Source organism: Anaerotignum lactatifermentans DSM 14214 (genome assembly GCF_900142265.1).
In the GTDB taxonomy this organism is placed as follows: Bacteria; Bacillota; Clostridia; order Lachnospirales; family Anaerotignaceae; genus Anaerotignum; species Anaerotignum lactatifermentans.
In genome coordinates, this window is record NZ_FRAH01000004.1 from 120226 (window position 1) to 143606 (window position 23381).

A 23381-nucleotide genomic window follows, 5' to 3' on the forward strand; every position below is an offset into this window, starting at 1 on the left:
GACAGACTGGAAATTACTTTTGGAGTGGGTGAATTTCCTGTTTGTCTTTTTTTTATGCCATAAGCGCATAAGGTTTTTCCTCCGCGTTTTGCTGACCAAAAGTGTAGGTAATAGATATGTCGAAGGATTTTTCCCCATTTTCTTCATAGCATTCAGAAACGTCAATGTGATCAATTAGACTTACTAATAAATCTCTTGACAGCACATCTGTTTCACAGCATAATTTTATCTTTTTCAACCAGTTGGACACATCGTTTTTCGCTGAACGGCAGCTTTCATATTCCATTTCCAAATGGCTCAGTTTTTTTTGTTGTTCTTCATATTCTTTTTCATATTTTTCGGATATGCACCGGAAAATAACGTCTGTAATGGTACCTGAAATTTTTTCTTCAAAAGCGGCTTGTATAAGCCCCTCTATCTCACGAATTCTGTTTTTTGTTTTGCGGATATTCTCCTCATACTTGTTTATATTTTTGCTTTGAAAATCAGTTTGCATATTTAAAATCAGCTCTGTTAATTTTTCCTCATCTTCTTCAGATAAAGCCGCGTATTTCTTTATGTCATCCATTACAGCTCTATAAATAATGTTATAGTCTATGCTGTGGTGTGTACAAGCCATTTTTCCTTTACTCATATAGGTACTGCAGCGATAATACTCTTTCGTATAGCTTTTATAGTATTTTGTATTAAATATCATGTTGCCGCCGCAGTCAGCGCATTTTAACAAGCCTGAGAAGATATTCATTTTACCATTACAGCGCCTTTTTAACCCTTCATGTTTATTATCAATATTTATTTTCTGTGCCGCTTCCCATTGCTCTTTAGGAATAATCGGCTGATGCATGTTTTCGACTACAACCCATTGTTCTTTAGGAAGGCTTACAACATTTTTATTTTTAAATGATTTTACAGTTCTCTTGCAATTAGCAATGGCTCCATAATAGGCTGGATTCTTTATTATGCCCATGATAGTTCCACTGCTCCATTTATTTTTATCCTTTATATAAGGATTTGGTTTGTTTATTGACTGATAATAGTAATTATTGGGAGTCGGTATGTTCTTCCGATTCAGCTTATCAGCGATGGAACGACCAGTTTCGCCTTTTAGATATTGACTGAAAATAAATTCAACAATTTGGGATGCACTTTCGTCAATCACTAATTTATGTTTATCCTCCGGTGATTTCTTATATCCATACGGAGCGCGGCTGTTTGCGAACTTTCCCTCCTGTGCGAGCAGTTTTTTAGTAGATCTTACCTTGCGGCTGATGTCTTTAGCATACATCTCGTTTAAAATATTCTTAAACGGTGCGATGTCGTTATCATCATGAAAGGTATCAATCCCGTCATTTAAAGCAATATATCTTACATTGTTGTTTGGGAAATAGAAGTCTGTGTATTGCCCCGTTTCAATATAGTTTCTGCCAAGACGAGATAAGTCTTTAGTTATAACTATATTGATTAACCCTAACTCTATATCCTTTATCATATCTTTAAATCGAGGCCGGTCAAAGGTTGTTCCGCTTATACCGTCATCGATATATGTATCGTATATTTTCCACCCCTTTTCATTTACATAATTTGTAAGTATGGCCTTTTGATTTGCAATGCTCATGCTCACATCATTTTTATTGTTATCATCTCTTGACAGCCTGCAGTAAATGGCTGCGTTAGGTACTGTATTCAAGGTTATCCCCCTTTCCAGCACATATAAAAATACCTATAATAATAGTAGCATAGGTATTTTTACATATCTATAGGTATATTATCTTTTAAATCGTCTGAGACCAGTTTAAAATAAATATCCAACAGACGGTTTTTATCCATAAATTTATGTGTTATTTTTACTCTTATGTTTTGGATCTTTAATACATCCACGATTTCTTCATTTAAGATTCCTTTACCGGTCATAAATCACCTCTAAAATATGATATGGCTTATATAAAAAGGCAGTAAGGCAAAGCCTTACCGCCTCATCCTCTGATTTTATTACCAATTTTTTGATAATCGGTCAGTAGCCAAAACAATGTATCGGCATAATACATTCACAGGAATTTCACCTCCCCCTTCACGCGGGCTGCCGTCCTTGCGATGTCTGGGACTCGGCAGGAGTATCATTATAGGTCTGTTCAGATCATGGCGTATGTTTCTGCCTAAAACACTTAGAGTTAGTATTTATCGCTCGGATTTAATTGGTTGCTTTGGAACTCGCCTATATGTAAACTCCATTTACTTTCCAATGCCAAAAACCTTTCATGGCGTACTATTCTCTTATCGCTTCCCGTTTCCGGCTGAACAGCTAACGTATTTTGCTGCTGAATATAAATTTTTCAAGGTTCTCAGGGATGTTATATAACCCCCTCACTTATAAGCCGAAAAAATAGACTGTTTAACAGGCATTTTTTTTAAATTTTTAAAGATTTTTTTCGATAATCTTCTTTAACTTTTTAAAAAGCCTTAGTTTTGTTTCATTCACAGTTTGTTGGGTAATTTTACATATCTCAGCTATCTCTTTTTCCGTTTTTCCATCGGCGATGAGTTGACAAATATGATATTTGTCTCCTATCTTCTCAGCGTATGACCAAATATCAGGCAAAAGATTTTTAATTGCGTCTTCTTCCACATTTACTTTGTTGTCTTTAATAAAATCAACTCCGTTGGATGTTTCGGTATCCCATCCGTCGTAGTATAAAAGGCCATGAGACTTATCTCTTTCAATAAGGTATTTTTCTTTTCTTTCCATTTCATAGTAGGCTGTATATACTTCACCGGTTACTTCCACTAAAATTTTTTGAACTCTTATAAAATATCTTTTGCTTTCTGTTTTCATTAGTTATCCCTCCGATTAAAATTTGTTTTCAGCGGCAAATTTAATCAGAGGTCGGCGGTGCTCTGCATCTTGCTATAAAATAAAAAAAGCAAATCTCTTTTTGAGACTTGCTTTTGGGCATAGGTACTTTGTTAATATTTTTAGAGAGCTGGTTTAGCTTTTGCCTTTGATAAGTAAAATATCTGCTTTCCTTGACAAGGAATACAGCTCTTTTTCCAATATCTTTTATATATCCGCAATATCCATCTTCATTTTTATGTGTATATCCATAAAATACCGCACCTTTATATCAATCACGACCTTTTTCACCTTTTTACAGTTTCATCATATCGAATAACACTAAAAAATATTGTAGAAACAACTCGATTAGATTAATATTTTGTGCGACAAAAAATTATAATATGTTCCATGCGAATATAAAAAACCGGAAGCATAAAAGCCTCCGGTTGTAAATCCGTAATATTTTATTTTTAATTAGATTTTTATGCAGATGTTAATCTAAATTTCTGTGTTGTCCGCCCAAAGTTCACACTGAATCATAACCGTTTGCACGGCGTCATCCATTCCATCCGGCGGATAACGATGCTTTTTTAAGAGTCTTTTTATCATCATGCGCATTTTGGCTCGGGCGGAGTCTCGTTTCTGCCAGTCAATAGTCCTGTTCTTGCGCAGTGTATCAGCCAGCTCTTTTGTAATGGCAATCAGTTCTTCGTTTTCGTAAAAGTCCTTTATTGCCTGCGGCTTGGTAAGGGCGTCATAAAAAGCAAGCTCATCTGCAGTAAGACCAAGTTCATTGCCTTCTTTGTTGACGGTTGCTATCTGCTTTGCCAGATTAAGAAGTTCCTCAATTACTTCCTCGTTTGTCAGCATACCGTTTAAATATCTGTTCATTGTGCTTTGTATTATTTCGCTGAATTTTTCGGACTTCACAACATTGGTGCGGCGGTAAATCTGCACCTGCTCCGCAATGAGTTTTTTCAAAAGTTCCACGGCAAGGTTTTTTTCCTTCATCTTGGAGATTTCCTCAAGAAACTTAGGATCAAACAAAGAAAACTCCTCTGACACATCGGAAAACAGATTGATAACGCCTTCGCTTTTTACGCTCTGCCTGAGAAGGGCGTTTATTCTTTCGTTCATTTCCGGAAGCGATATCTTCCTTCCTTCTCCCTGATTCATTAGCCTCATTACAAGAACACGCACCGCCTCGAAAAATGCAGCTTCAATGCGCAGCGTTTCTTCCGCAAGAGAAGAACAAAGGGAAAGAGCCTGATGAAGCAGAAGTGCTTCTTTCAGAAAATCCTCTCTTTCTCTTTCTTTATCAACTGCCACAATAAAGTTTACGGCTCCGCTGATTGCTTTTGAACGTTCAAGGTCTGAACCGGTCATAAATTTTGAATAATCATATCCATGGAAAATGTCCCTGCAAATCGAGAGCTTTTCCAAAAACTTCGGGTATGCCACCTTCGTGACATCAGTGTCGCCGTAATTTTTTCTATCACGGGAGGTATAGTCGTTCATCGCTTCCTTTAAAGCTGAGGCGATACCTACATAGTCAACAACAAGCCCGCCTTCTTTATCGCCGAACACCCGGTTTACACGAGCAATGGCCTGCATAAGGTTATATCCTTTCATAGGCTTGTAAACATACATTGTGGCAAGGGAGGGAACATCAAAACCGGTCAGCCACATATCAACCACAATGGCAATTTTCAGTGGGCTGTCATTGTTCTTAAACTCCTTCGCCAGCTCATCACGGTGGCGCTTGTTTCCTATGATACTTCGCCATTCTTCCGGGTCTTTGTTGCTTTCTGTCATTACAACGGCTACTTTTTCAGTCCAGGAAGGGCGCAGCTTTAAAATTCGGTTATAAATCTTCATGGCTATCTCCCGTGAATAGGCAACAATCATGGCTTTCCCTGTCAGAAGATTTTTTCTGTAGTTTTCATAATGGTCAAGGATATCATCCACAAGAGAGGCTATGGTTTCATCATTTCCCAAGATTGCCTCCATCTGCCCAAGCTCCCGTTTGCTTTTGGCAATGACCTCAGGATCGGCGTTATTAGCCATAATGTCGTATTCTGCGTCAATGAGCTTTAATGTGGCCTCATCTAATTTCAGGCGTATAACACGGCTTTCATAATAAACAGGTCGGGTTGCACCATCTTCCACAGCCTGTGTCATATCATATACATCAATGTAATCGCCGAAAACCTCGCGGGTGCTTCTGTCCTTCAGGGAGATAGGCGTTCCGGTAAAGCCTATGTAAGTGGCGTTTGGGAGGCTGTTGCGGATAATTCGTGCTGTGCCAGTCTTAATTTTGCCCGTTTTGGCGTCAACTTTCTCCTGAAGTCCATATTGCCCGCGGTGTGCTTCATCCGCCATAACCACAATATTCCTTCGTTCAGACAGCGGTTCATGCGATTCCTCAAACTTCTGCATGGTTGTAAAAATAATGCCGTTTGCCTGCCTGCCGTTAAGCAGTGATTTTAAATGCTCCCGACTCTCAGCGTGCATTGGCTCCTGACGCAGAAAATCCTTGCACTTGGCAAACTGCCCAAAGAGCTGGTCGTCTAAGTCGTTTCTGTCTGTCAGTACAACAATGGTCGGGCTGTCTAACATTTCTTGAAGAAGGTGGGCGTAAAACACCATAGACAATGATTTGCCGCTGCCCTGGGTATGCCAGAAAACACCGCCTTTACCGTCGGTTTTTGTAGCGTGTTTTGTAGATACAACCGCCTTTTTAACGGCAAAGTACTGATGATACGCCGCCAGAATTTTAAACTGCTTCACGCCTTCATTTGAGAAGCATATAAAGTTTTTAATAATATCCAACAGTCGCTCTTTGTCGAACATTCCCTCAAAAAATGTGTCAAACTGCGCATACTGCGTGTTTTCATAACTGCCGTCTTTCGTTTTCCATTCCATGAAACGATCCTCTCCGGAGGTAATCGTTCCTGCCTTTGAGATCAAGTGGTCGCTCATAACACAGATACAGTTATATATAAACATGGACGGTATCTCATGCATATAATTGCGGAGCTGTCTGTAGGCTTCGGAAGCATCTGTTTCCTCACGGGAAGGGGATTTCAGCTCCATCAATACAACTGGCAGACCATTGAGAAACAAAATCACATCCGGGCGCTTATTGCTGTTTTCAATGAAAGTCCACTGATTGGCGACAACAAAGGAGTTTTTGTCAGGATTTTTATAATCAACAAGATAGATAAGACCGGAGTGTTCCTCGCCCTTTACAAAATAGCGTACTTCAACGCCGTGCTGGATATAGTCCATAAAAACGGAGTTTTTTTGAACCAGTTCGGCATTTTCAAAATTTTTCAATTTAAATAACGCATCTGCAATGGCGTCATCCGGCATGGAAGGGTTTAAACGATACAGTGCGTCTGTAAGCTCGTCTTCATATAACGGGCTTGTAAAGTCTCTCTCAATGTCCGGTCCGTAGACATGGCGGTAGCCCATGTTTTGGAACAGTTCTATGATGGAATTTTCATAGTCCGCTTCTGTATAAAATCCTGACATAATGTTCGTTCCTTTCTATATTATTTTATATCTTAATACGCCTGTGGGAGGCATGCGGATACTGGTTAGCCGTTCCTGTTTAAACGATAATTTAGCGGCTTAAAGGTCAAGGTCAGAGACATCCAATTCACCGGACATCAGTCGAGGAAGTAAGCTATCCCGTGTTTTTGCCAACGATTGGTTCTCAACTACATTCGAGGCAATCAAGTCATACATAGGTGTAACGATCTCACAGAAATCCTCGATAACGGAATCGGACGGCAAGCATAAGGCAAAGTCTAATGTGCTTTTGGGTGTTGCACGCTGGCGACTATTAGTCGAACCAGTCGTATGGGAGCAAAGATGATTGAAGAACGGTATACTATCAATGAGCGAGTAAATGTAATCCCGCTGTCCTTTCTTCTTTGACTCATAAACAATAAACTCAGTAGAGCAAACAGGGTGTCCCGACAGGCACATTGGCCTCCATATCCTCTTGGTATCAGGATTGAGTTTAGAAATCATTACCGAATCAGAAGTAAGTAGATATTTATTGCTCTTGATGCCGGAAGCGATTTCAAACACAGGAAACCGCTGCTCATCATAGGAAGGAATACTGTAATGCTCTACCACAACATCAGGATTTTTGACGGGTGACCAACTGTCGGTTTTCATGTTTGCTATTTGCCCTAAAGTGGATGGTTGCCAATCAGAAGGCTTAGAACCACCAAACGGCTCATAATCAACGAACCACGACTGGAAAATAGAGCGAGCTTGCTCTGTTAAATTATCGTTTATCTTCTGATTGCATTCAATCTTTGAATCAAGAGCAGAAAGAATAGCTGCTATCCGTTTCTGTTGATCTAACGACGGACACTGTATTTCATAGGACGAAAAGGAAGACTTGTTGACAATAGGTACAGCAGTCGATGTTTTACTGATAAAGTTCAATTCTTTACCCAAAATCAGCATTGCATAATAAACAAAAGAAACATCAAAACGGTCTTTATCCACAATGATTGAATTTATCTGCTGATTTGTCACGGTCTTTTCCGTGGTGATGACAACTTTTCCAAGATCAGAGCCAATACAGCTAACACAAACTGCATCCGGGGGGAGCAATGTGTTTTTCACTTCTGATAAACCTTTCTCAGTCAGGGTTTTAGCTGTCTTGCTCACATACTTGACTGACATATCATCTGACGGAGTTAGAAACGGAATATCTCCACCGTAGTTTTCAGGAATGGCAGTTTTGGGTGTTTTTCCGGTTACGATCCGTCCTAACTCAGCAACTTTTACTGATTGCCATGTATTCATTATGGTCACCATCCTATCCGATGTATTTTCTATGTGCCAGCTTCACATTCTGTTGCTTCACCATCGCATAGTGCATGGTGGTGTCGATCTTCTGATGCCCTAAGAGCTGCTGGACTTGCTCTATGGGCATTCCTTTGTCAATTGCCATTGTTGCCAATGTACGTCTGAACTTATGTGGATGCACCTTGGGGATGTTCAGCCGCTTGCCCATCTCCCGGAGCCGATGTTCGATGCCGCCGATCTGTATCCGATCGTGTGGAGCCCTTAATGTTACGAATAGCGCCGGATTGTCATCCGTGCGGCTGGCGAGGTACTCCTGTAGATGTAGCTTTGTTCTGGCATCAAAATAAACAATACGCTCTTTATCGCCTTTACCGAACACCTTACATTCCCTCTCCGCAAAATCAATGTCATCTCGGTTTAGAAGAACCATTTCTCCCACACGCATTCCCGTTGAAGCAAGCATATCAATCATTGCCAAATCCCGCAATTCCTCACAGTTATCACGCATCTTCTCCAAGTCCTCGTCGGAGTAGGTTTCTTTGATGTTACTTGCCGTTTTAACCTTGTGGATACGACGCACCGGACTTTTGATAATGTAATCCTCATCCTCAAGCCATGAAAAGAAACTGGAAAGGATACGGCGGATATTATCAATGGTAACCCTGCTTGTCTGATTACTGCTTTGATATTCTGTAAGATAACTTCGCAGATCCTCTGTAAGAATATGCCTTGCATTTTTGTTGAGCGAGTCTACCATTGCCGCTATTGTAGTTTCGTAATATTTTAATGTCTTTTCTGAGCAGCCTTCAATTCGTTTTGCGGCAATGAACATATTCACAAGTTCAAGGCTGTCGTCCTTTTCCGTCTTTCCTTCTATACCAGCAGCTTCATAACAAAAAAAGACTTGCTCCAACACATGTTTCAGTTGTTTCAGCTGAGCATTATCAAGGCATGGCAGCATTCGCTGCATAATTTCAGTAATTATTTCTTGTTTCATATCGATTCTCCTCCTATAAAAAATTCCAGAGAACGATATCAACGGCAGTTCCGTTTGGTTGCTCTCGCCGTTGGTGAGAGATAAAGATATTTAAACGATAATTTAGAGCAGCAAGCTCAGGCTCTCTTTAAGTCGTGGTTTGTTGATTTTGAACCATTTGGCGGAAACAAACCATGTAATTGGGAACTATCTACACTTGGAAAAGTTTCCAAAATGGGGGCTGGCGGCGATAAACCTCAAATGGTCTCTCCAGTCAAAACACCGGATTGTCCTTATCCCATTTACTCCAATGGGTTAAGTAACGAAGGCTTGTATGGATATACAAATTCCGCAAAAATATTTGATGAAAGTGTAACCGTTTCTGCCCGTGGAACAATCGGTTTTGTATCTCTCAGACATATTCCCTATGTCCCGATTGTCCGATTGGTAACGCTCGTTCCCCATAGAGAAATCCTTTCTGCAAAGTATTTGTTTCTTTGGTTGAAGCAGCTACATATCGCTGGAACAGGAACGACTCAACAGCAATTAACTGTTCCTGCGTTTCAGAAAACGGAAATATTGGTTCCGTCTATTGACATCATAGCTTCATTTGACGAAATAGTTGACCCGATATATCAAAAAATATGGTCAAATCAAACCGAAAATGAGCGATTAGCTTTAATCCGTGATACTTTGCTTCCTCGCCTTATATCCGGCGAGCTTGATGTCTCCGACCTCGACCTCTAACCCGCTAAATTATCGTTTATCGCATTGTTTAGTGCGATTTTATTATCGAATGTCCTTAAAATGCCTCCGATTTTCTTTTGTGTATCTAAATCAGGAATGTCAATCTCAAGATTCTGAACCACATCTGTCTGTACGCGTTGCCTACCTGATGACCCAACCATTGATTTTATAGCCGGATCACGAACCAGCGGACTACATACCAAGTAATAAAGATAGTCCTCATCAGCTAAGTTTTCTTTTGCTCGGAATACGATATATTCCGTCGATCCAAAGCCAACCTCGCCGTCATCAAGGATGTTAACTTTTGCAGTTTTTCCGTTTTCAAGACACGGCGTGATTCTGGCCATAATTGTGTCGCCGTTTCTAAATTTTGTGCCACCAGAAAAAGTTGCGTATTCGTATTCCGGTATATCGCGGCAAAATGGCTGCAATTTGTCCATAGCAATCTTTTTAGCCACAGAGCCTTTTTTGATTGACTCACGAGGATTAAATTCTGCGATATCTGAAAGCCTATATTTCATATCCAATCGCTCCTAACTTTCTTCTGATCTCGTCCTCCAGTTCATGGGACTTGGCAAACATATCAGACAGTTCCGATGTCAGCCTTGCCATTTTCTCTTCAAACGGCTCGCCGTCATCTTCCTGCTCTTCAATGCCGACATAGCGCCCCGGTGTCAGAATATAATCCTGTTTTGCAATATCCTGCAGGGTGGCAACAGAGCAGAAGCCCTTCACGTCCTCAAGCGTTCCGTTCTGGAAAGCCTCGAAAGTATTCGCCAGCTTTTGAATATCTTCCTCGGAGAAATCCCTGTGTTTTCTATCGACCATGTGTCCCATCTTGCGGGCGTCGATAAAGAGCGTCTTGCCTTTCTGCTTCTTGCCTTTTGTAATAAACCACAGTGTAACAGGGATAGTAACGCTGTAGAAAAGCTGTGTCGGCATGGCGATGATGCCTTCAATCAAATCGGCCTCTATGATCTTTTTACGGATTTCACCCTCACCGCTTGACTGCGTGGAAAGCGCACCGTTTGCAAGCACAAGGCCAATCTTACCAGTCGGTGCGAGATGGTGGATCATATGCTGAATCCATGCATAGTTGGCGTTGCCTGCCGGAGGCACTCCGTATTTCCAGCGCACATCATCCAGAAGCTTTTCCTGATTCCACGGATGATAATTGAAAGGCGGATTGGCAAGTATAAAATCAGCTTTCAGGGTGGGGTGGAGGTCATTTGTAAATGTATCCCCATGGTATGGTCCAAGATCGGCGTCTATGCCGCGAATAGCCATGTTCATTTTTGCCATTTTCCATGTATCGGCGTTTGCCTCTTGACCGTAAACAGATACCGCACCTCGTTTACCGGAATGCGCTTGTATAAATTTCGCACTCTGCACGAACATACCGCCGCTGCCGCAGCAGCAGTCATAGACACGGCAGTTATCAAAGGGCTTAAGAATAGAGACAAGGGTCTTAACAACACTTGCGGGTGTATAGAATTCACCGCCGCCAACGCCTTCCTTTTCCGCAAACTGAGCAATACAGTACTCATATGTGCGGCCGAGAAGGTCTTCGCTCTGCTCCGTATCGCTCATATCAATGTTGTTTGTAAAAATGTCTACGACATCGCCTAATATACGCTTGTCAAGATCCGGACTGGCGTAATTTTTCGGAAGGACATTTTTTAGAGTTTTGTTTTCAGCCTCAATAGCCCTCATGGCGTTATCAATAACTGTTCCGATTTCCGGAGTATGAGCTGCCGACGCAATGACGCTCCATCTTGCCTCCTCCGGCACAAAGAATATATTTTCCATTGTATATGCGTCACGGTCATCTTCGAATCCGTCGCCTTCCTCCACAAGCTCCTGATAGCGCTTGTCAAAGGCAGCTGAAATATAACGAAGGAAAATGAGACCGATTATTACTTTTCTATACTCAGCCGCCGGAATGTGTCCCCACAGAACGCAGGCTGCGTCCCAAAGCTGTTTTTCAAAACCTATGTTGGCATTTGTTTTTTCTGCCATGTTAATTAACCTCCTGCAATAAACCGAATATAAGCCCATATGTTGTTACGCTTTTCCACAATACTTATTAGGATAAAAATATCTGCCGAAATTCAGTTGTTTTTACGCTTATATTTTATTATCTCACAAAATCGGATAAAATCCAATTATTAAGAATACATAAATATAATAAAAATGCGGCAGTAAAACAAAAGAGCCTGCGGTTTATGTATTTTCAAAAACAACTGTATTTTTTGAACTTAAAAAAGCTATGCCGCAATGTGCCTGCGACAGCGCATTGTTACATAGCCTTATCCAAAAAGGTATGTGCAGTCTTTTTCTGTGTGATTAATAAATCACCGTCACAGTGATATCTTTCTCAATTTCTAAAAAAGATTTGCCATCAAAACATTTTTCTGAAAGAACAGCGTCGATAACAGCCTGCGGGATGTCACCTTCAACACCAATTTCATGTTTGGCAATGCATTTTGCTGTATCAGGTGTACAATCCCAAATTACAAGGTAAGACTTGTTGTCATTAACCTCTGGCTGCAATACATAAGTTGTTCCGTTATACTCAAATTCAGCTTCATGACAATGAGAGATTAGTTCATATAATTCGTCCATTTTTATTCCGTTCATTACTTGACCCCCTTAAATAGTGTTTTGTATTTTTCATAGAGTGTATTACCAGGATGGAGGATATCTGGATGTTTGTCACGTTTCCCATCCGTGAAGTAATGTACATGGAGAGATTTTTTGCCATCATGAACACCATAATCTATATCAAATTGAGGCATACGATTTTCTCCAAAAACACGAAGCTGGTCGAAATCACCATTCTTTCTGTATAACAAATAGGATGTTCCAGGTGTATTTGACCTTTCTGGCAAATTCATACTTGCCTTTGGGTCTTTGGGTGCTAAAACCTTAATACCATCCACATAATCAATAGTATGCCATCTTGCAGGTGTGCTAAAGCCGCCGCTTTCAAGAAAAGAACCTCTGCTTCCCATCACATAGCACGCTCCTTCCATCGCTGAGAAAAGGAGGGATAATAATGCACATTATCATAAATATCCAGTTCATCAACGTGTCTGCCGCATACGATAAGATTTGTCGGTGATTTTTGTTTTTGCAATTCTTTAACACCACGCAGCAACATACGCTTACCATAAGGACTTGACATACATCCATTGGTACTAATTGCGATAGAACTGTTTTTGGGAAGCCCATCAAAGCACCATTCAAAATCACTCTCAAAGCACCAAGATGCAACAGGGATAATATTAAATCCCTTCATTTGGAGGTAATATGCCATAACTCGATTACGAGTACAGTTCCAAATATTCTGTCCTGGCAGCATTTCTGGTAACATGGAATAATCAGTGGTAATAATTCCTGCAAAACGTTTGAGGTTTTTAAAACTCATTTCTGGATGATTCCAAAAATTCTCAAACAAAGTGTCATCGATAAAGAAATCAACCCAGTATTCTTCCGGCTTAATAATGCCCTTACGCTCATTGAAACATATTACTTTTGAAGGAATTGCCTGTGTAGGAGCAAGTTGTGGTAATCTGTATTTGCCTACCAATGTTGCTCCGTGCCAGTAGTACAATTTAAAGTTGTCGTATTTTCTAACATTTGTTTTTAACATAATACCTGCTTTCTCCGCCTAAAATGCGGTCATTTTTTATTGCACAGCAAATTAAGCTGCGATAGTTGACAAAAAGTCAGAATTATGCTAAAATACTCAAACCAACATGAATATGTTTAGCATATTCCGTATGAGAACACATTTGTTTGCTGCGCCAACAGTTTACAGATGTGTTTTTATTTTACCCTCAATAGAACCACCTCCCATTATGATATACCCTGGAATAGATCCAAGAGAGTTAGTTCATACTTGGTATACTCCGATGAGCCATATTGTAGCCATTTCTTATAATAAGAGTACGCATAGCAAGCAGCCTCAAAACTCACTTCAAAGATATCAGCAATATCCATCGGATTATCCAATTCCAATTTGTGTACGAGTACTGGAGGAACAAGTGCGTATTTTGCAAAGAATTTTACTTCTTTTTCTGCCAGTTCACTATCTTCGCTGTGGTCTAAAACGATATGACCTATTTCATGCATGATTGTATTATTGATACGACCATAATCCTTCTTATCGTTATAATAGATGTACCACTCTCCGATATTCTTCTCTACCGAAAATCCGTCCTCACTCTTTTTCAAAAGTAGCCAACGTTTACTCTCTGGTATCGCTGAATAAGGGATGACTTTAATACCCATTTTAGTTGCGAGTTCAAACCCATTAACCGGCACACAGGAGACATCATATTTTACGAATAAATCAACAATAATTTGCTTGATTTCCTCATATCTTGCGTGTGACAAAGAAATTCCCAATATTACTCCTCCCCGAACAATGCATTAATCAGCTCTCTTTTTTCCTGATCAGTCATTGAAGATGCATTTCGTGCAATCATACGGCGAATTCTCGAATGATTAAATTCTTCGGTTTCAATCCCAAGCAAAAAATCGGAAGTTGTATGAAGCGCAGTTGCAATGTTTGCAAGTGCATCTGGCTTTGGCTCCCTATCACCGGAAATATATCTTGATATCACAGCTTCTGTTACTCCAATGCGTCCTGCCAATTCTTTTTGTGTCATCCCACGTTTTTGCAAAGTTTCGGTTATGCGTGAACCTAATTCCTTTCCCATAGTGGCACTCCTTTCTGTGCTATTGGTTTTTATAGCTACTATTAGTGTATCTGAGTCTTGCCGATTTGTCAAGTATAATTGCCATATAAAAGCAATTAATTTTTATTTCTTACAGCTTCATTGGAATAATCTAACTATTCCGGAAACAAAAAAATCGGCATAGACGGATTTATTCAAACTATGCCGTTTTTTCAAGTAATAAAGTCCCTTGGAAAACTACACTTTTAGGATTCTTTTTTTGTTCTTTCCTTGAATAGCTTCTTTTGAGATTTACTTTTTTGAACATACTGTTTTTCTTTTCTGTAACCAATAGTTAAATTGGATAGTTAACATTCTCGGTTCAAACTGAACTATGGCATGGTTCAAGAGCGGGGCAGACTACTCCCATCAAAACCTTAAATCATTTTTTACAGAATATAGTACATATTGCTGGTCTTGCCTCCGTTATCTCGGAACCGGTTTTCTTTTTCTATGTAGTTATTTTTAATAAGCTCATTGAGAGACCTCTTTACAGATGACAGGGATAAATTCAGATCTTTGCTTATTGTTTTTGTAGAGGGATAGCATCCTTTTGTTTTGCTGTTCGACCGGTCGCAGAGATAGAAATACACCAGTATAGCCTTATGAGACAACTCTGTATCTTTGTATACTTTCATCTTATCAATCATAACAATCACCTGCTTTTCATATTCTTTCCTATGTCTTTTAATCCACTTTTACTGCCATTGAAAAACGGCTCTGAAGAAGTTGGCAGCTTTGGAAACTCTGCGGTTTTTCCATATTTTTTAATTATTGCGCTCCTGATTTCTTTTTTATCCGCATAGCACACTTTCCGTACCACAGGCTGCCTTAAAGCATACTTTTCGTTCAGCTGAATTCCCCATTCAAAAAACAGCTTCAATATTGTTTTCATAGGCTTTACACCTGTTCTTGTCACTATAAAAGTATCTTTTGGCATTACCTTCAGCTCATCGGCTGTCATAAGCGGTCTGCCGGTCATTTGAAGTGATTTTGATTTATCTTTTCCCTGCGATACGCTGCCGGTCATTACCGTCCGTTCTCCAAGGATTTTTGACAGTACATCAGCCGCCTCGGAATTAGGAGCGAAGCCGCCGTAAATGCAGATTTGACAGTTGTCAATGATGATGTCTTTTCCTTCCTTGCCATAGTTCTTCTCAAGTTGGGCCAGAGACTGGATAATAGGCACAAAACTAATACGTCTGGAACGGCTGGCGGAAAACATCATTTCAGCCGATTTGATAGCTGGAAGGGTTCCAAACTCGTCAAGAAAGAACATTACCCTATTTGGCAGTTTGCCGCCCATCTCATCGGCTATGGAAAGCATTTCCCTGTATAACTGCTGAACAATCAAAGAAATTAGAAAATACTTGCTGTCATCTTCCTCCGGCATGATTAGGAATACAGCCGACTTTTGTTTACAAAAACTTTCCGTATTAATTTTTGTCTCAAAACACAGAAGCTGCTCAATCTCCGAATCAAGAAAAGCATTCAAACGGGAGAGAGCCGTTGACAGAACAGACGCCATTGCCTGTTCAGATGTATTAAGCGCAGCACCTGACATCCAGCGAGCCTTGTGTTCCTCCGGAAGCAGTTCCATTAACAGTTTAAACTGACTTTTACCCTTAACTTCTGACGGCCCCAATAAATCCTGAATCAGCTTAAACACACTGATTATATGGCGTTCCTCGCCGTGATGGGTTTCTGGCTCACCATCATTTTCTTTTTGGGGTTTGAAAAGTATTACTATTTCCGCTGTTTCGGCTTCTTTTCTGGCGCTGTCTTTTTGGGGCAGAAAAGTTACTTTGTTTTCGATACAAAAATTTCTCATGTTCTCAATATACTTAAGCCTTTTTTCTATGGCTTCTTTTTTATTTTGGCGCTGTAATGGCAACAAAGCATAGGGCGAGCAAAACTCCGAAATCACCAAAATAACAGATGTTATTAATCCTTCGGCAGAGTCATAAAAAAATGCATTTTGACCGGCGTTGGCGGAATCAAACCCGCCGGAGTTCATAATAGTCTTTGATATGATTTTCGCGTACTTTTCCGCCTTGGCTTTAGAAACGAGGGAATCTGTTTGAAGATAGTCGTCCATATATCGGTTCACCATGTGCAGCATGTTGAAACCGTCGCTTTGGGTGGGATTTCTCAAGTCAAGCACAGAAATATCATATCCGTAATACTTCTTGGCAATGGGAGCGTAGCTTCTCAGTAGGTCTCCTTTTGTATCCGATGTCACAAAGCTCATACCGGAAGCGCAACAATATTCAATGTTGGGGTATAGAAACTTGGCAGTCTTTCCGACGCCGGCCGCGCCTATCATAAGAGCGTGAACATCGCCCTCATCCACAACAGCCGTCACTTTTTTCTTTTTCCATATTTTTGTTATATTGCAGCCGATTATTATACCTTGCGGAAGACTTTCAGGGTTATTTATCCGCCATGCCGTTGGAGTGTAGTTCACCCGCTTAAAAAACTTATCCATCTCTTTTGGCGTTGCGAAGCTGGCCGAGCCATGCTGACCATCTCCTACGGTTTTGCTTTTAATATTCAGGGATTTTTGGTCGAGAAAGAACATGACTATCATGAACGCGCCGAATATTAAGACCAAAGGAATAATCTTTATTAAAGCGTTAGGCATTGTTCTTCATCTCCCTTTATATGGGTAATCTCATTTTTCATTACATCTTTTTTTGGGCTCTTTTCAAAGTTGTGTTTTCTTTCCATATCCGAAGCGTAATCTGTTTTTATATAAATTTCTGTTCTTATAGCCGTGTCTGCAACGCTCTTTGCCAACAAAAAAAGAGACTGGCCGCTTTTTTCCATATCTTTGGATAAACAGTCAATCTCTCTTTTCAAATCTTCAATACGCCTTGACAGGTGGCCTTTGTCTTTATAAACTTTATACTCTTTTTCTATAACGCAGAGTGTTTCTCTGTAAGATTTATTGCCTTCCATACACATAAGGTATACACTTAAATCGGCAATTCTCAAAACTCCGGCCTCAATTTGTTTTATATTATTGCCGCCGTTTTTAACAGAATCCTCAATTTTATATAGTGTCTTTTTAATTTGTGCCAAATAAAAATCCCTGCCGTATTTCTCAAAACATTTGTTCCTCCATTGGATATATGAGTTTTCGGCTTTTTCGTTTACTTTGATTAATAAACCTATTACTTTACTATAGGCGTCCTTTTTAGGATGTGTTTTTGCCGGAATAGGGGATACACCGTTTTCCGTTTTCAGCTGTTCGTTCCAATCTTTATATACCGGATATAGCCTATTTATTTGTTCCGGCATATATCCTCTTTCCAGAAGAGTATCCCTTATCTTTTCAGCCGCCTCTATTCCCGCTGGATCATAATCCAGACAAATATTTATTTCTTTAATCATTTTGTTTTCCTCCAAAAATCTGATTAAAGGCTTTGATGATAGTCCGTCAATGGATAAATAACTATTGTTCTGCCAGCTATCGCTGTTCAAAGTAACAAATGACATTAAATCCACAGCGGCCTCAAACACAAAAAGTCTTTCACTGGAGCCTCTCCAGCAGAATCCGTAGTTGGAGTTGGAACCTGAAACAGTCATTTTAAAACCGGAGTTATTGCTAACCGTTGCTTTTTCACTGGCTGATTTTGGGTTTCCATTATTGTCAGTTCCAACAAAGACGATATTACCATGCTTTTTCTCTTGGTAAAGTATATTTTTTTCTATAAAAGCCTGAACGATTTTCTGATTAATAAACCTTGCCTTTGTAAGATACGCGAAAAGGCGCCGCATGTCCGGCTCCCTTTCAGGAAGCCTGAATGATTTATGTTCGTCCCTATCTGTTGTGTTATCAACAGCATTATTGTCTTTGTGCTCTATCGCGGGTGTTTCTCCATTCAAAAGCTCCTTTACCGCTTCTCGAAAATTCAAGCCGTAAAACTCCTGCATAAACTTTATGGTATATCCTCCCACCATGTTTTTGTGATCATACCAGCGGTTGCCTCTTATGGATATGCTGTCATGTTCGCCGGATGAGTCTCTGTAAATCAGAGTATACTCACTGCCAACACGTTTTAATTTCTCGCCTCGCATACCAAGATATACTTCAAGATTTACGCTGTTAGCTTTCTCTATCTGTTCCTTCGTGTAAAGAGCCACTTTTGCTTCTTCCTTTCCTCAGATAGTCGGCGGCAAAATCAAGAGCGTTTTCAACACAGGTCATGTCGAAGTTATGCTCACAGTAAGCCTCCATAATATTGTCCAAATACATATCATCCGGCATAGCTATAGGAGTCTCACCCATTACATATGTAAAGGCTGAAACTGTCAATTCACTGCTTGTAAGGTTAAAATATTTCTTCGTATAGATTTCTTCCGGATATATAATTTCCATATCATCTAAATCCTCATGACTAATGTCCCAAACCACAACAGGAACAACATCGTTCTCATTTCCTTTTTCCAATGTAACAGCCGCCCTGCTGTAAAACTTTCTGAACACAAGCCGCCAGCCCTTTATGCCGCACTTTATTACAAGTTCCGCTGAAGGGCAAATGGTTTTTATTTTGTTTTCCATCATATATTCATCGTAGGTCAAAAATAAAGCCATGTTTATCACACCTTTCCGCTTTATAACTATAAATCCATTTCCATATTTTCCTCTTGATAGAGATTTTCTGACAGTGCCACAGCTTCCATTAAAATATTTGTGTCAAATCCGGCTTCCTCATAGCCCTCCAAAATGGTGTTTAAATTGTAATCGCTTGGCATTCCAATGTCATAACCCTCGTTCATAACATAGGCCATAGCGGTTAATGATTTTCCGTCAGCTTCTATTTTTATGCTTTCTTTTCGATAGAGATAGGGGAAGCCCTCATATCTGTCTAAAGCCTTCTCGTCAGACCTTTCTATTTTCCAGACCAACACAGGCACAACATTTCCCTTGCTTGGAACAATCGTAGCTACGGCTGATTCTTTTTTTCCTCTAAACTCAAGCCTGTAATCCTTGATTTCTCCCACAGTAAGTTTTCTTGCCGTTGGGCACCTCCAGCGCATCTGTTCCGTATTCAGGTTACTGCCATAGGCTATATAATATTTCATAGGCTCATACCTCCAAAGTCCTGTTCTTCTGTTTCATTTTGCTCTGTTATTTCTTCCGCCTGGAATAACCGATCCGCTTCCAGCTTTCTTTCCAGAAACCTCTGTTTTTGTTTTTCTATCTGCGAAGGGTCTTTCCACGCTATATTTCCATCCAGGTGTTCTAAAAGATGCTTTCTGGCCGTTTTAAATTCATCTCCTATCATGCCGAGCCTTAAAAGCCATGTTCTGAATGTATATTTTTCATTTGCGGATACAGTTCTTTCATAACTGGCTTTCTTTTGCGTAAGGGCCTGACTGCATATAGCAAGGCTTAACTGTATATAGGTTTTTACTTTACCTGCGTGAAGGGTGCTGTTAAACATCCTGAACTCAACCGTACCTTTCTGGAATACTGAGTGGAGATTTAAGGCGTGATACCGGCTTGAATGATAATGTTCAGAACTGCCGTCAATTCCCTGATACCAGATATTTTTAAGGGCTTCTTTCGTTTTTGGTTTTCTTTTGTTCAACTGTGCTAAGAACCTTTCTTCAACTTTTTTGCAGTAATGCTCTCGGGCTATGTCTACCTGAAGCACTTTATAAAGGATATCTTCCTTGCTTCTTATGATGTTGGTTAGATTTCTTAAGCTTACAGCGTCAAATTTTGAAGCGTCCACATGGATATGTATACCTGTGGATTCGTTTGTTACAGCTCCGGCTTTACGAAGACGCCGTATCAGTTCCTGTATCAGCTCAATATCGCCGTACTCACATATAGGGCTTACCAGTTCCACTGAAAAATCTGTTGAAGCTGCAGTCAATTTGCCTTTTTTATTTTCGTATGTTTTAATGCTGCTGTCCCTTACAAGATTCCAATATCGCCGTTTACTGTCTTTTACACGATACTTGTTGTAAACACCACCGACATACTCAGCGGCTGTTCCAAAATAATCAGCTAAAACTGAAGCGGCTTTTTCTCTCGTGATACCAGTCATTTCTATCTCGATTCCAAAATTCTGTTCCCGAATCAGAAGCGTCACCAGCTTTCCAAAATAAAAAAGAGCTTTATTAGCTCTCCTTACATACTTATATCATTTTCATCTGTCATCATTTGTTCTTCATTATTTACTTGATAATTTTGAGTTTCCATACAGTTCACCTTATTCAGCCATGCTGAGTTCCCGGGAAGGGATTCAGTTAACAACTTTCTGGCAAATTTATATTCTTCTCCAACCATACCGGCTCTTACAAGCCATGTACGCATAAGGAATTTCTCATTGGCGGAGAGATTTACTTTTTGACTAACGAGTTTTTGCCTTCGCGCATAATTATTTATTACCTGTGCCATTTGTATATAGCTTAATAACTCCTGAGAATTTAGAGTGCTTTTAAAAATGGAGAACTCTGCCGTTCCTTCTTCATCTAACCGAGAACAGTCAGCTAACTTATTAAAATCTTTTCCAATAGCCTTTTGAAATAAAATTCCTTTGCTTTTATATAAGTTTGCTAAATTTGTTTTATATCGTTCTTTATGTTCCATTCCTGCAACGTCTAATATTACGGACATCTTTGTTGTATCATTTACCAGTGTGCCTCCGGTTTTCAGGTCTTTTGTCAGTTCTTCCATTGAAGCGAAATCATTAGCGTAAAAAAACGGAGTAATTAACTTTATTTGATAAAGGTAATTTGCTCCCACAATTTTACTGTTTAATATTTTCTCTGCTTTAATATTGTCTGACGGCAGCAGATTCCATATTCGTCCGCGCCGGTCTTTAATCGTATAGCCACCGCTGTCAAAATTGTATTTATAATCGCTTTTGAAGGTTTCCGCCAGTATTTCGGCTGCTCGCTTTCTGGTTATCCCCGTCATATCCATAGCTATGCTGTATCTTTTCCACCTCATATCTTCACCTGCTTACATTTTCTGCCCGAGGGCTTCTTTCTTTTCCATGGTTTTTTGCAAAAGTTTTTTATCAGACAAGGTGATAACTTTGCTTTTTCTGTCATAGTCCTCTTGTATCATACGGCTGATATTCTTCAGCAAAAGCAAAAAATGCTTTCTGATTTGGATTTGAAAATTTTTCGCTTGTTCTTTCTGCACATATTTTGAATTCACTGTTTCGTTATTTTTTTCTTCCATATCCGCTGATATAACCTTATCCATCTCCGACAGCTCTAAGGCGGATTTTAAAACCATATTTTTGATATTGCGAAACTCAGATTCATCGGCAAGATTTCTTTTTGCTCTCGCGCTGTTTTGATATGTAGACAGAATATCATCTTTTAAATCAATCCAACTTTGGTATAAAGCGTCTACTTTTTTATCTTTGCTTATTTCACGGACAATTTCATCCACCAGAATTTTATTCTCTTTATCCAGCCTGCCATAGACTTTTTTATGCTTCGCTGTTTTCAGTCTTTTGGATAATTCCCAAAGCAGAATTTCAGCTTTCGGATTATCTGAGTTTTCCATTGCCATTGCCTGTTTCAGTTTCGCGTCAAAATATGCTTTCAGTTCATTTCTGACCTCATCTTTCTGCTCATAAATGTGATACAGCTCATCGCGGAAAATTTCAGCCGCGAATGAGCTCCTCAGATTCATGAAACTGCCTTTGCTCAAATATCCTTCTTTCGGATTTTTTGAGTAGCACATAAGATGGATATGAGGATGATGTCCCTCATTATGGAAAGCGCCGTACCAAACAAAGCTTTTCAGCGGTATTCTCATAGCATCGGCAATCTCAGCGGATTTTTCTCTTACCAGCTCTCTCCATGCATTGGCGTTGTTGAATCCCAGCCGTTCCGCGTCCTCCCGCTTCAATGAAACAACAAACGTCCAGATATTTCCTTTGTGTTCCGAAGCTTCTTTGGAGACTTTCGCCAAATCTATTATCTGGTCAGAACCATTCCATAGAGCATGGTCTTGTTCATTCCTTTCCGCTCTCGGTCTTTTGGCAAGGTAACCAACATAGTTCTTTATGTTTTCGGAAACAGAGATTTGTTCCTCGGCTATTTTGCTTATCAGCTCGCTGGCGTTTTCTGTTGTTGGACTTTTTTTATAATCCTCATATTCCAAATGGCAGGAACTTTTTAGTTCTGGATTGTTTTTCAGTTCATTTTCAATCCATTTCTTTTGTTCTTCTGTGGCTTTCATTTCTGATTGAGTAGGGGAGAAAGTTTCAGCGTTTTCCCTTGTGGCAATGTAGTTGACATAGTTTTTTAACTGACGCGCGCTTTTCATTTTTAAATATCTTGGAACAAAAACAAGCCTTGGCAATTTTATCACCTCGGTTCAATTTACATTTTTGTTTTACTCATCATCGCCTCTTTGATAGCGAACGGCGTCCTCCATTTTTATAATGCCGTTTATCTTTTTTACCTCGTTTACACAGCGGATATGAAGGCGCCGCATGGTTTCCTCATCCATGTCGTTAATGGAAGCAAGCATTTGCTCCAGCTTTGCCATTTCAACAGCTATCTTAAAAAGGAGTCGGGCGATACGGTTTTCTGAGGTTTTTACAATGCCTGACATAGATTCCAGGATAACGCTGGCTAAGAAATCTGTATGCGTTTGAGCGGAAACATATCCGGAATAAAACTCAATAGATCTTTCAATAAAATCATTTCTTACACCGCAGTCTGTGATACTCATACCTTCATTGCATTTTCTCAAGGTTTCATCGGATATGCGAATTGTTATTTTATTCTTCTTATCCTCCATTTTCCTATCACTCCTTTTTCTCTGCGAAATCACCTTAATGTCAGTTATGATGTCAGTTAAAATTAGCTGATAGCCCTGGTTTTTGTACGGTTTCTGACATAGCTCTTTTTAAAAAGACTTTCTATTTGATGTCAGCCTTCTATTTTTGATGTCAGCTCTTAGAGACAAAAAATCCCCGCACTGCGGGTGATTTGAGGAAACGCCAGCCCATTTGATGGCTGGCTTTCACCTGCAATCTTTTTGGTAAATACTCTCCCTTTTTACTATACCTTCTTTTGTCTCTTAGCTAATGTTTTCATTTCTCACAAAAGGTCCAAATTTCTTCTAATTTCTCTTACCTTTTTAACCGCCTTATAAGTTTATAAAAGCGGCATACAAAGGCATACAGGGCGCAAAAAAGGCGGACACTGCTGTCCGCCAATATATCCAATTCAATTTTTACCTTTGTGTATTAAG

22 protein-coding genes and 1 pseudogene are annotated in these 23381 nt (G+C 39.8%); 1 reads left to right on the forward strand and 22 read right to left on the reverse strand.

What is annotated here, in order from left to right:
- Nucleotides 1-52: 52 nt before the first annotated feature.
- The 6 genes from BUB35_RS01620 to xerA all read right to left on the reverse strand — a co-directional run bounded on the left by BUB35_RS01620 (nucleotide 53) and on the right by xerA (nucleotide 8663).
- Entirely contained in the window at nucleotides 53-1687 is a 1635-nt protein-coding gene (locus BUB35_RS01620; RefSeq protein ID WP_072848385.1) for a recombinase family protein, read from the reverse strand.
- A gap of 59 nt (nucleotides 1688-1746) precedes the next feature.
- Nucleotides 1747-1911, reverse strand: coding sequence for a hypothetical protein (locus BUB35_RS18975; RefSeq protein ID WP_159432847.1), 165 nt, complete (start codon nucleotides 1909-1911; stop codon nucleotides 1747-1749).
- Nucleotides 1912-2413: 502 nt separating this feature from the next.
- Nucleotides 2414-2830, reverse strand: coding sequence for a helix-turn-helix transcriptional regulator (locus tag BUB35_RS01625; protein WP_072848387.1), 417 nt, complete (start codon nucleotides 2828-2830; stop codon nucleotides 2414-2416).
- A 498-nt stretch (nucleotides 2831-3328) separates the two neighbouring features.
- The gene (locus BUB35_RS01630) at nucleotides 3329-6367 is read right to left on the reverse strand and encodes a type I restriction endonuclease subunit R (protein ID WP_072848404.1); all 3039 of its coding nucleotides are present in this window, start codon (nucleotides 6365-6367) and stop codon (nucleotides 3329-3331) included.
- A gap of 99 nt (nucleotides 6368-6466) precedes the next feature.
- Nucleotides 6467-7663, reverse strand: coding sequence for a restriction endonuclease subunit S (locus tag BUB35_RS18425; RefSeq protein WP_084730508.1), 1197 nt, complete (start codon nucleotides 7661-7663; stop codon nucleotides 6467-6469).
- A gap of 13 nt (nucleotides 7664-7676) precedes the next feature.
- Nucleotides 7677-8663 (reverse strand): site-specific tyrosine recombinase/integron integrase, encoded by a 987-nt coding sequence (xerA, locus tag BUB35_RS01640; RefSeq protein ID WP_072848407.1) that lies wholly within the window; start codon nucleotides 8661-8663, stop codon nucleotides 7677-7679.
- A gap of 189 nt (nucleotides 8664-8852) precedes the next feature.
- On the opposite strand from xerA, the pseudogene BUB35_RS01645 reads away from it, so the two are divergent.
- Nucleotides 8853-9389, forward strand: a pseudogene (locus BUB35_RS01645) (restriction endonuclease subunit S); the annotation flags it as partial.
- Here BUB35_RS01645 and BUB35_RS01650 read toward each other — a convergent pair.
- The 16 genes from BUB35_RS01650 to BUB35_RS01725 all read right to left on the reverse strand — a co-directional run bounded on the left by BUB35_RS01650 (nucleotide 9386) and on the right by BUB35_RS01725 (nucleotide 22925).
- A complete protein-coding gene (locus tag BUB35_RS01650; RefSeq protein ID WP_072848409.1) occupies nucleotides 9386-9910 on the reverse strand; it encodes a restriction endonuclease subunit S in 525 nt (174 codons plus the stop codon). The pseudogene BUB35_RS01645 and the gene BUB35_RS01650 sit on opposite strands and share 4 nt — an antisense overlap.
- Nucleotides 9900-11408, reverse strand: a complete 1509-nt coding sequence (locus tag BUB35_RS01655; RefSeq protein ID WP_072848411.1) for a type I restriction-modification system subunit M — start codon at nucleotides 11406-11408, stop codon at nucleotides 9900-9902. Before BUB35_RS01655 ends, BUB35_RS01650 begins: the two co-directional genes overlap by 11 nt.
- Before the next feature lie 327 nt (nucleotides 11409-11735).
- Nucleotides 11736-12029 (reverse strand): hypothetical protein, encoded by a 294-nt coding sequence (locus BUB35_RS01660; RefSeq protein WP_072848414.1) that lies wholly within the window; start codon nucleotides 12027-12029, stop codon nucleotides 11736-11738.
- The gene (locus BUB35_RS01665) at nucleotides 12029-12406 is read right to left on the reverse strand and encodes a hypothetical protein (protein WP_143158918.1); all 378 of its coding nucleotides are present in this window, start codon (nucleotides 12404-12406) and stop codon (nucleotides 12029-12031) included. The genes BUB35_RS01660 and BUB35_RS01665 overlap by 1 nt, the downstream gene beginning before the upstream one ends.
- Nucleotides 12403-13044, reverse strand: coding sequence for a DUF4417 domain-containing protein (locus BUB35_RS01670; RefSeq protein ID WP_072848418.1), 642 nt, complete (start codon nucleotides 13042-13044; stop codon nucleotides 12403-12405). The genes BUB35_RS01665 and BUB35_RS01670 overlap by 4 nt, the downstream gene beginning before the upstream one ends.
- Before the next feature lie 206 nt (nucleotides 13045-13250).
- Nucleotides 13251-13802, reverse strand: coding sequence for an ImmA/IrrE family metallo-endopeptidase (locus BUB35_RS01675; protein WP_072848420.1), 552 nt, complete (start codon nucleotides 13800-13802; stop codon nucleotides 13251-13253).
- Between the two features lie 2 nt (nucleotides 13803-13804).
- Nucleotides 13805-14116, reverse strand: a complete 312-nt coding sequence (locus BUB35_RS01680) for a helix-turn-helix domain-containing protein (protein ID WP_072848422.1) — start codon at nucleotides 14114-14116, stop codon at nucleotides 13805-13807.
- Nucleotides 14117-14523: 407 nt separating this feature from the next.
- Nucleotides 14524-14784, reverse strand: coding sequence for a helix-turn-helix domain-containing protein (locus BUB35_RS01685; RefSeq protein WP_072848424.1), 261 nt, complete (start codon nucleotides 14782-14784; stop codon nucleotides 14524-14526).
- 5 nt (nucleotides 14785-14789) lie between these two features.
- The gene (locus BUB35_RS01690; RefSeq protein WP_416385631.1) at nucleotides 14790-16724 is read right to left on the reverse strand and encodes a type IV secretory system conjugative DNA transfer family protein; all 1935 of its coding nucleotides are present in this window, start codon (nucleotides 16722-16724) and stop codon (nucleotides 14790-14792) included.
- A 38-nt stretch (nucleotides 16725-16762) separates the two neighbouring features.
- Nucleotides 16763-18283: a DUF3991 and toprim domain-containing protein gene (locus BUB35_RS01695; RefSeq protein WP_072848428.1), complete on the reverse strand. Its 1521-nt coding sequence runs from the start codon at nucleotides 18281-18283 to the stop codon at nucleotides 16763-16765.
- A complete protein-coding gene (locus BUB35_RS01700) occupies nucleotides 18246-18734 on the reverse strand; it encodes a gamma-glutamylcyclotransferase family protein (RefSeq protein WP_072848430.1) in 489 nt (162 codons plus the stop codon). Before BUB35_RS01700 ends, BUB35_RS01695 begins: the two co-directional genes overlap by 38 nt.
- 26 nt (nucleotides 18735-18760) lie before the next feature.
- On the reverse strand, nucleotides 18761-19225 hold the full coding sequence (locus tag BUB35_RS01705; RefSeq protein ID WP_072848432.1) for a gamma-glutamylcyclotransferase family protein: 465 nt from the start codon (nucleotides 19223-19225) through the stop codon (nucleotides 18761-18763).
- Nucleotides 19222-20199, reverse strand: coding sequence for an amidoligase family protein (locus BUB35_RS01710; protein ID WP_072848535.1), 978 nt, complete (start codon nucleotides 20197-20199; stop codon nucleotides 19222-19224). Before BUB35_RS01710 ends, BUB35_RS01705 begins: the two co-directional genes overlap by 4 nt.
- 83 nt (nucleotides 20200-20282) lie before the next feature.
- Complete coding sequence (locus tag BUB35_RS01715; protein ID WP_072848434.1) at nucleotides 20283-21107, reverse strand: amidoligase family protein; 825 nt, start codon at nucleotides 21105-21107, stop codon at nucleotides 20283-20285.
- Between the two features lie 12 nt (nucleotides 21108-21119).
- Entirely contained in the window at nucleotides 21120-22490 is a 1371-nt protein-coding gene (gene mobP3 / locus BUB35_RS01720) for a MobP3 family relaxase (RefSeq protein WP_276326370.1), read from the reverse strand.
- A 24-nt stretch (nucleotides 22491-22514) separates the two neighbouring features.
- On the reverse strand, nucleotides 22515-22925 hold the full coding sequence (locus tag BUB35_RS01725) for a hypothetical protein (protein WP_072848438.1): 411 nt from the start codon (nucleotides 22923-22925) through the stop codon (nucleotides 22515-22517).
- Between the last annotated feature and the right edge of the window lie 456 nt (nucleotides 22926-23381).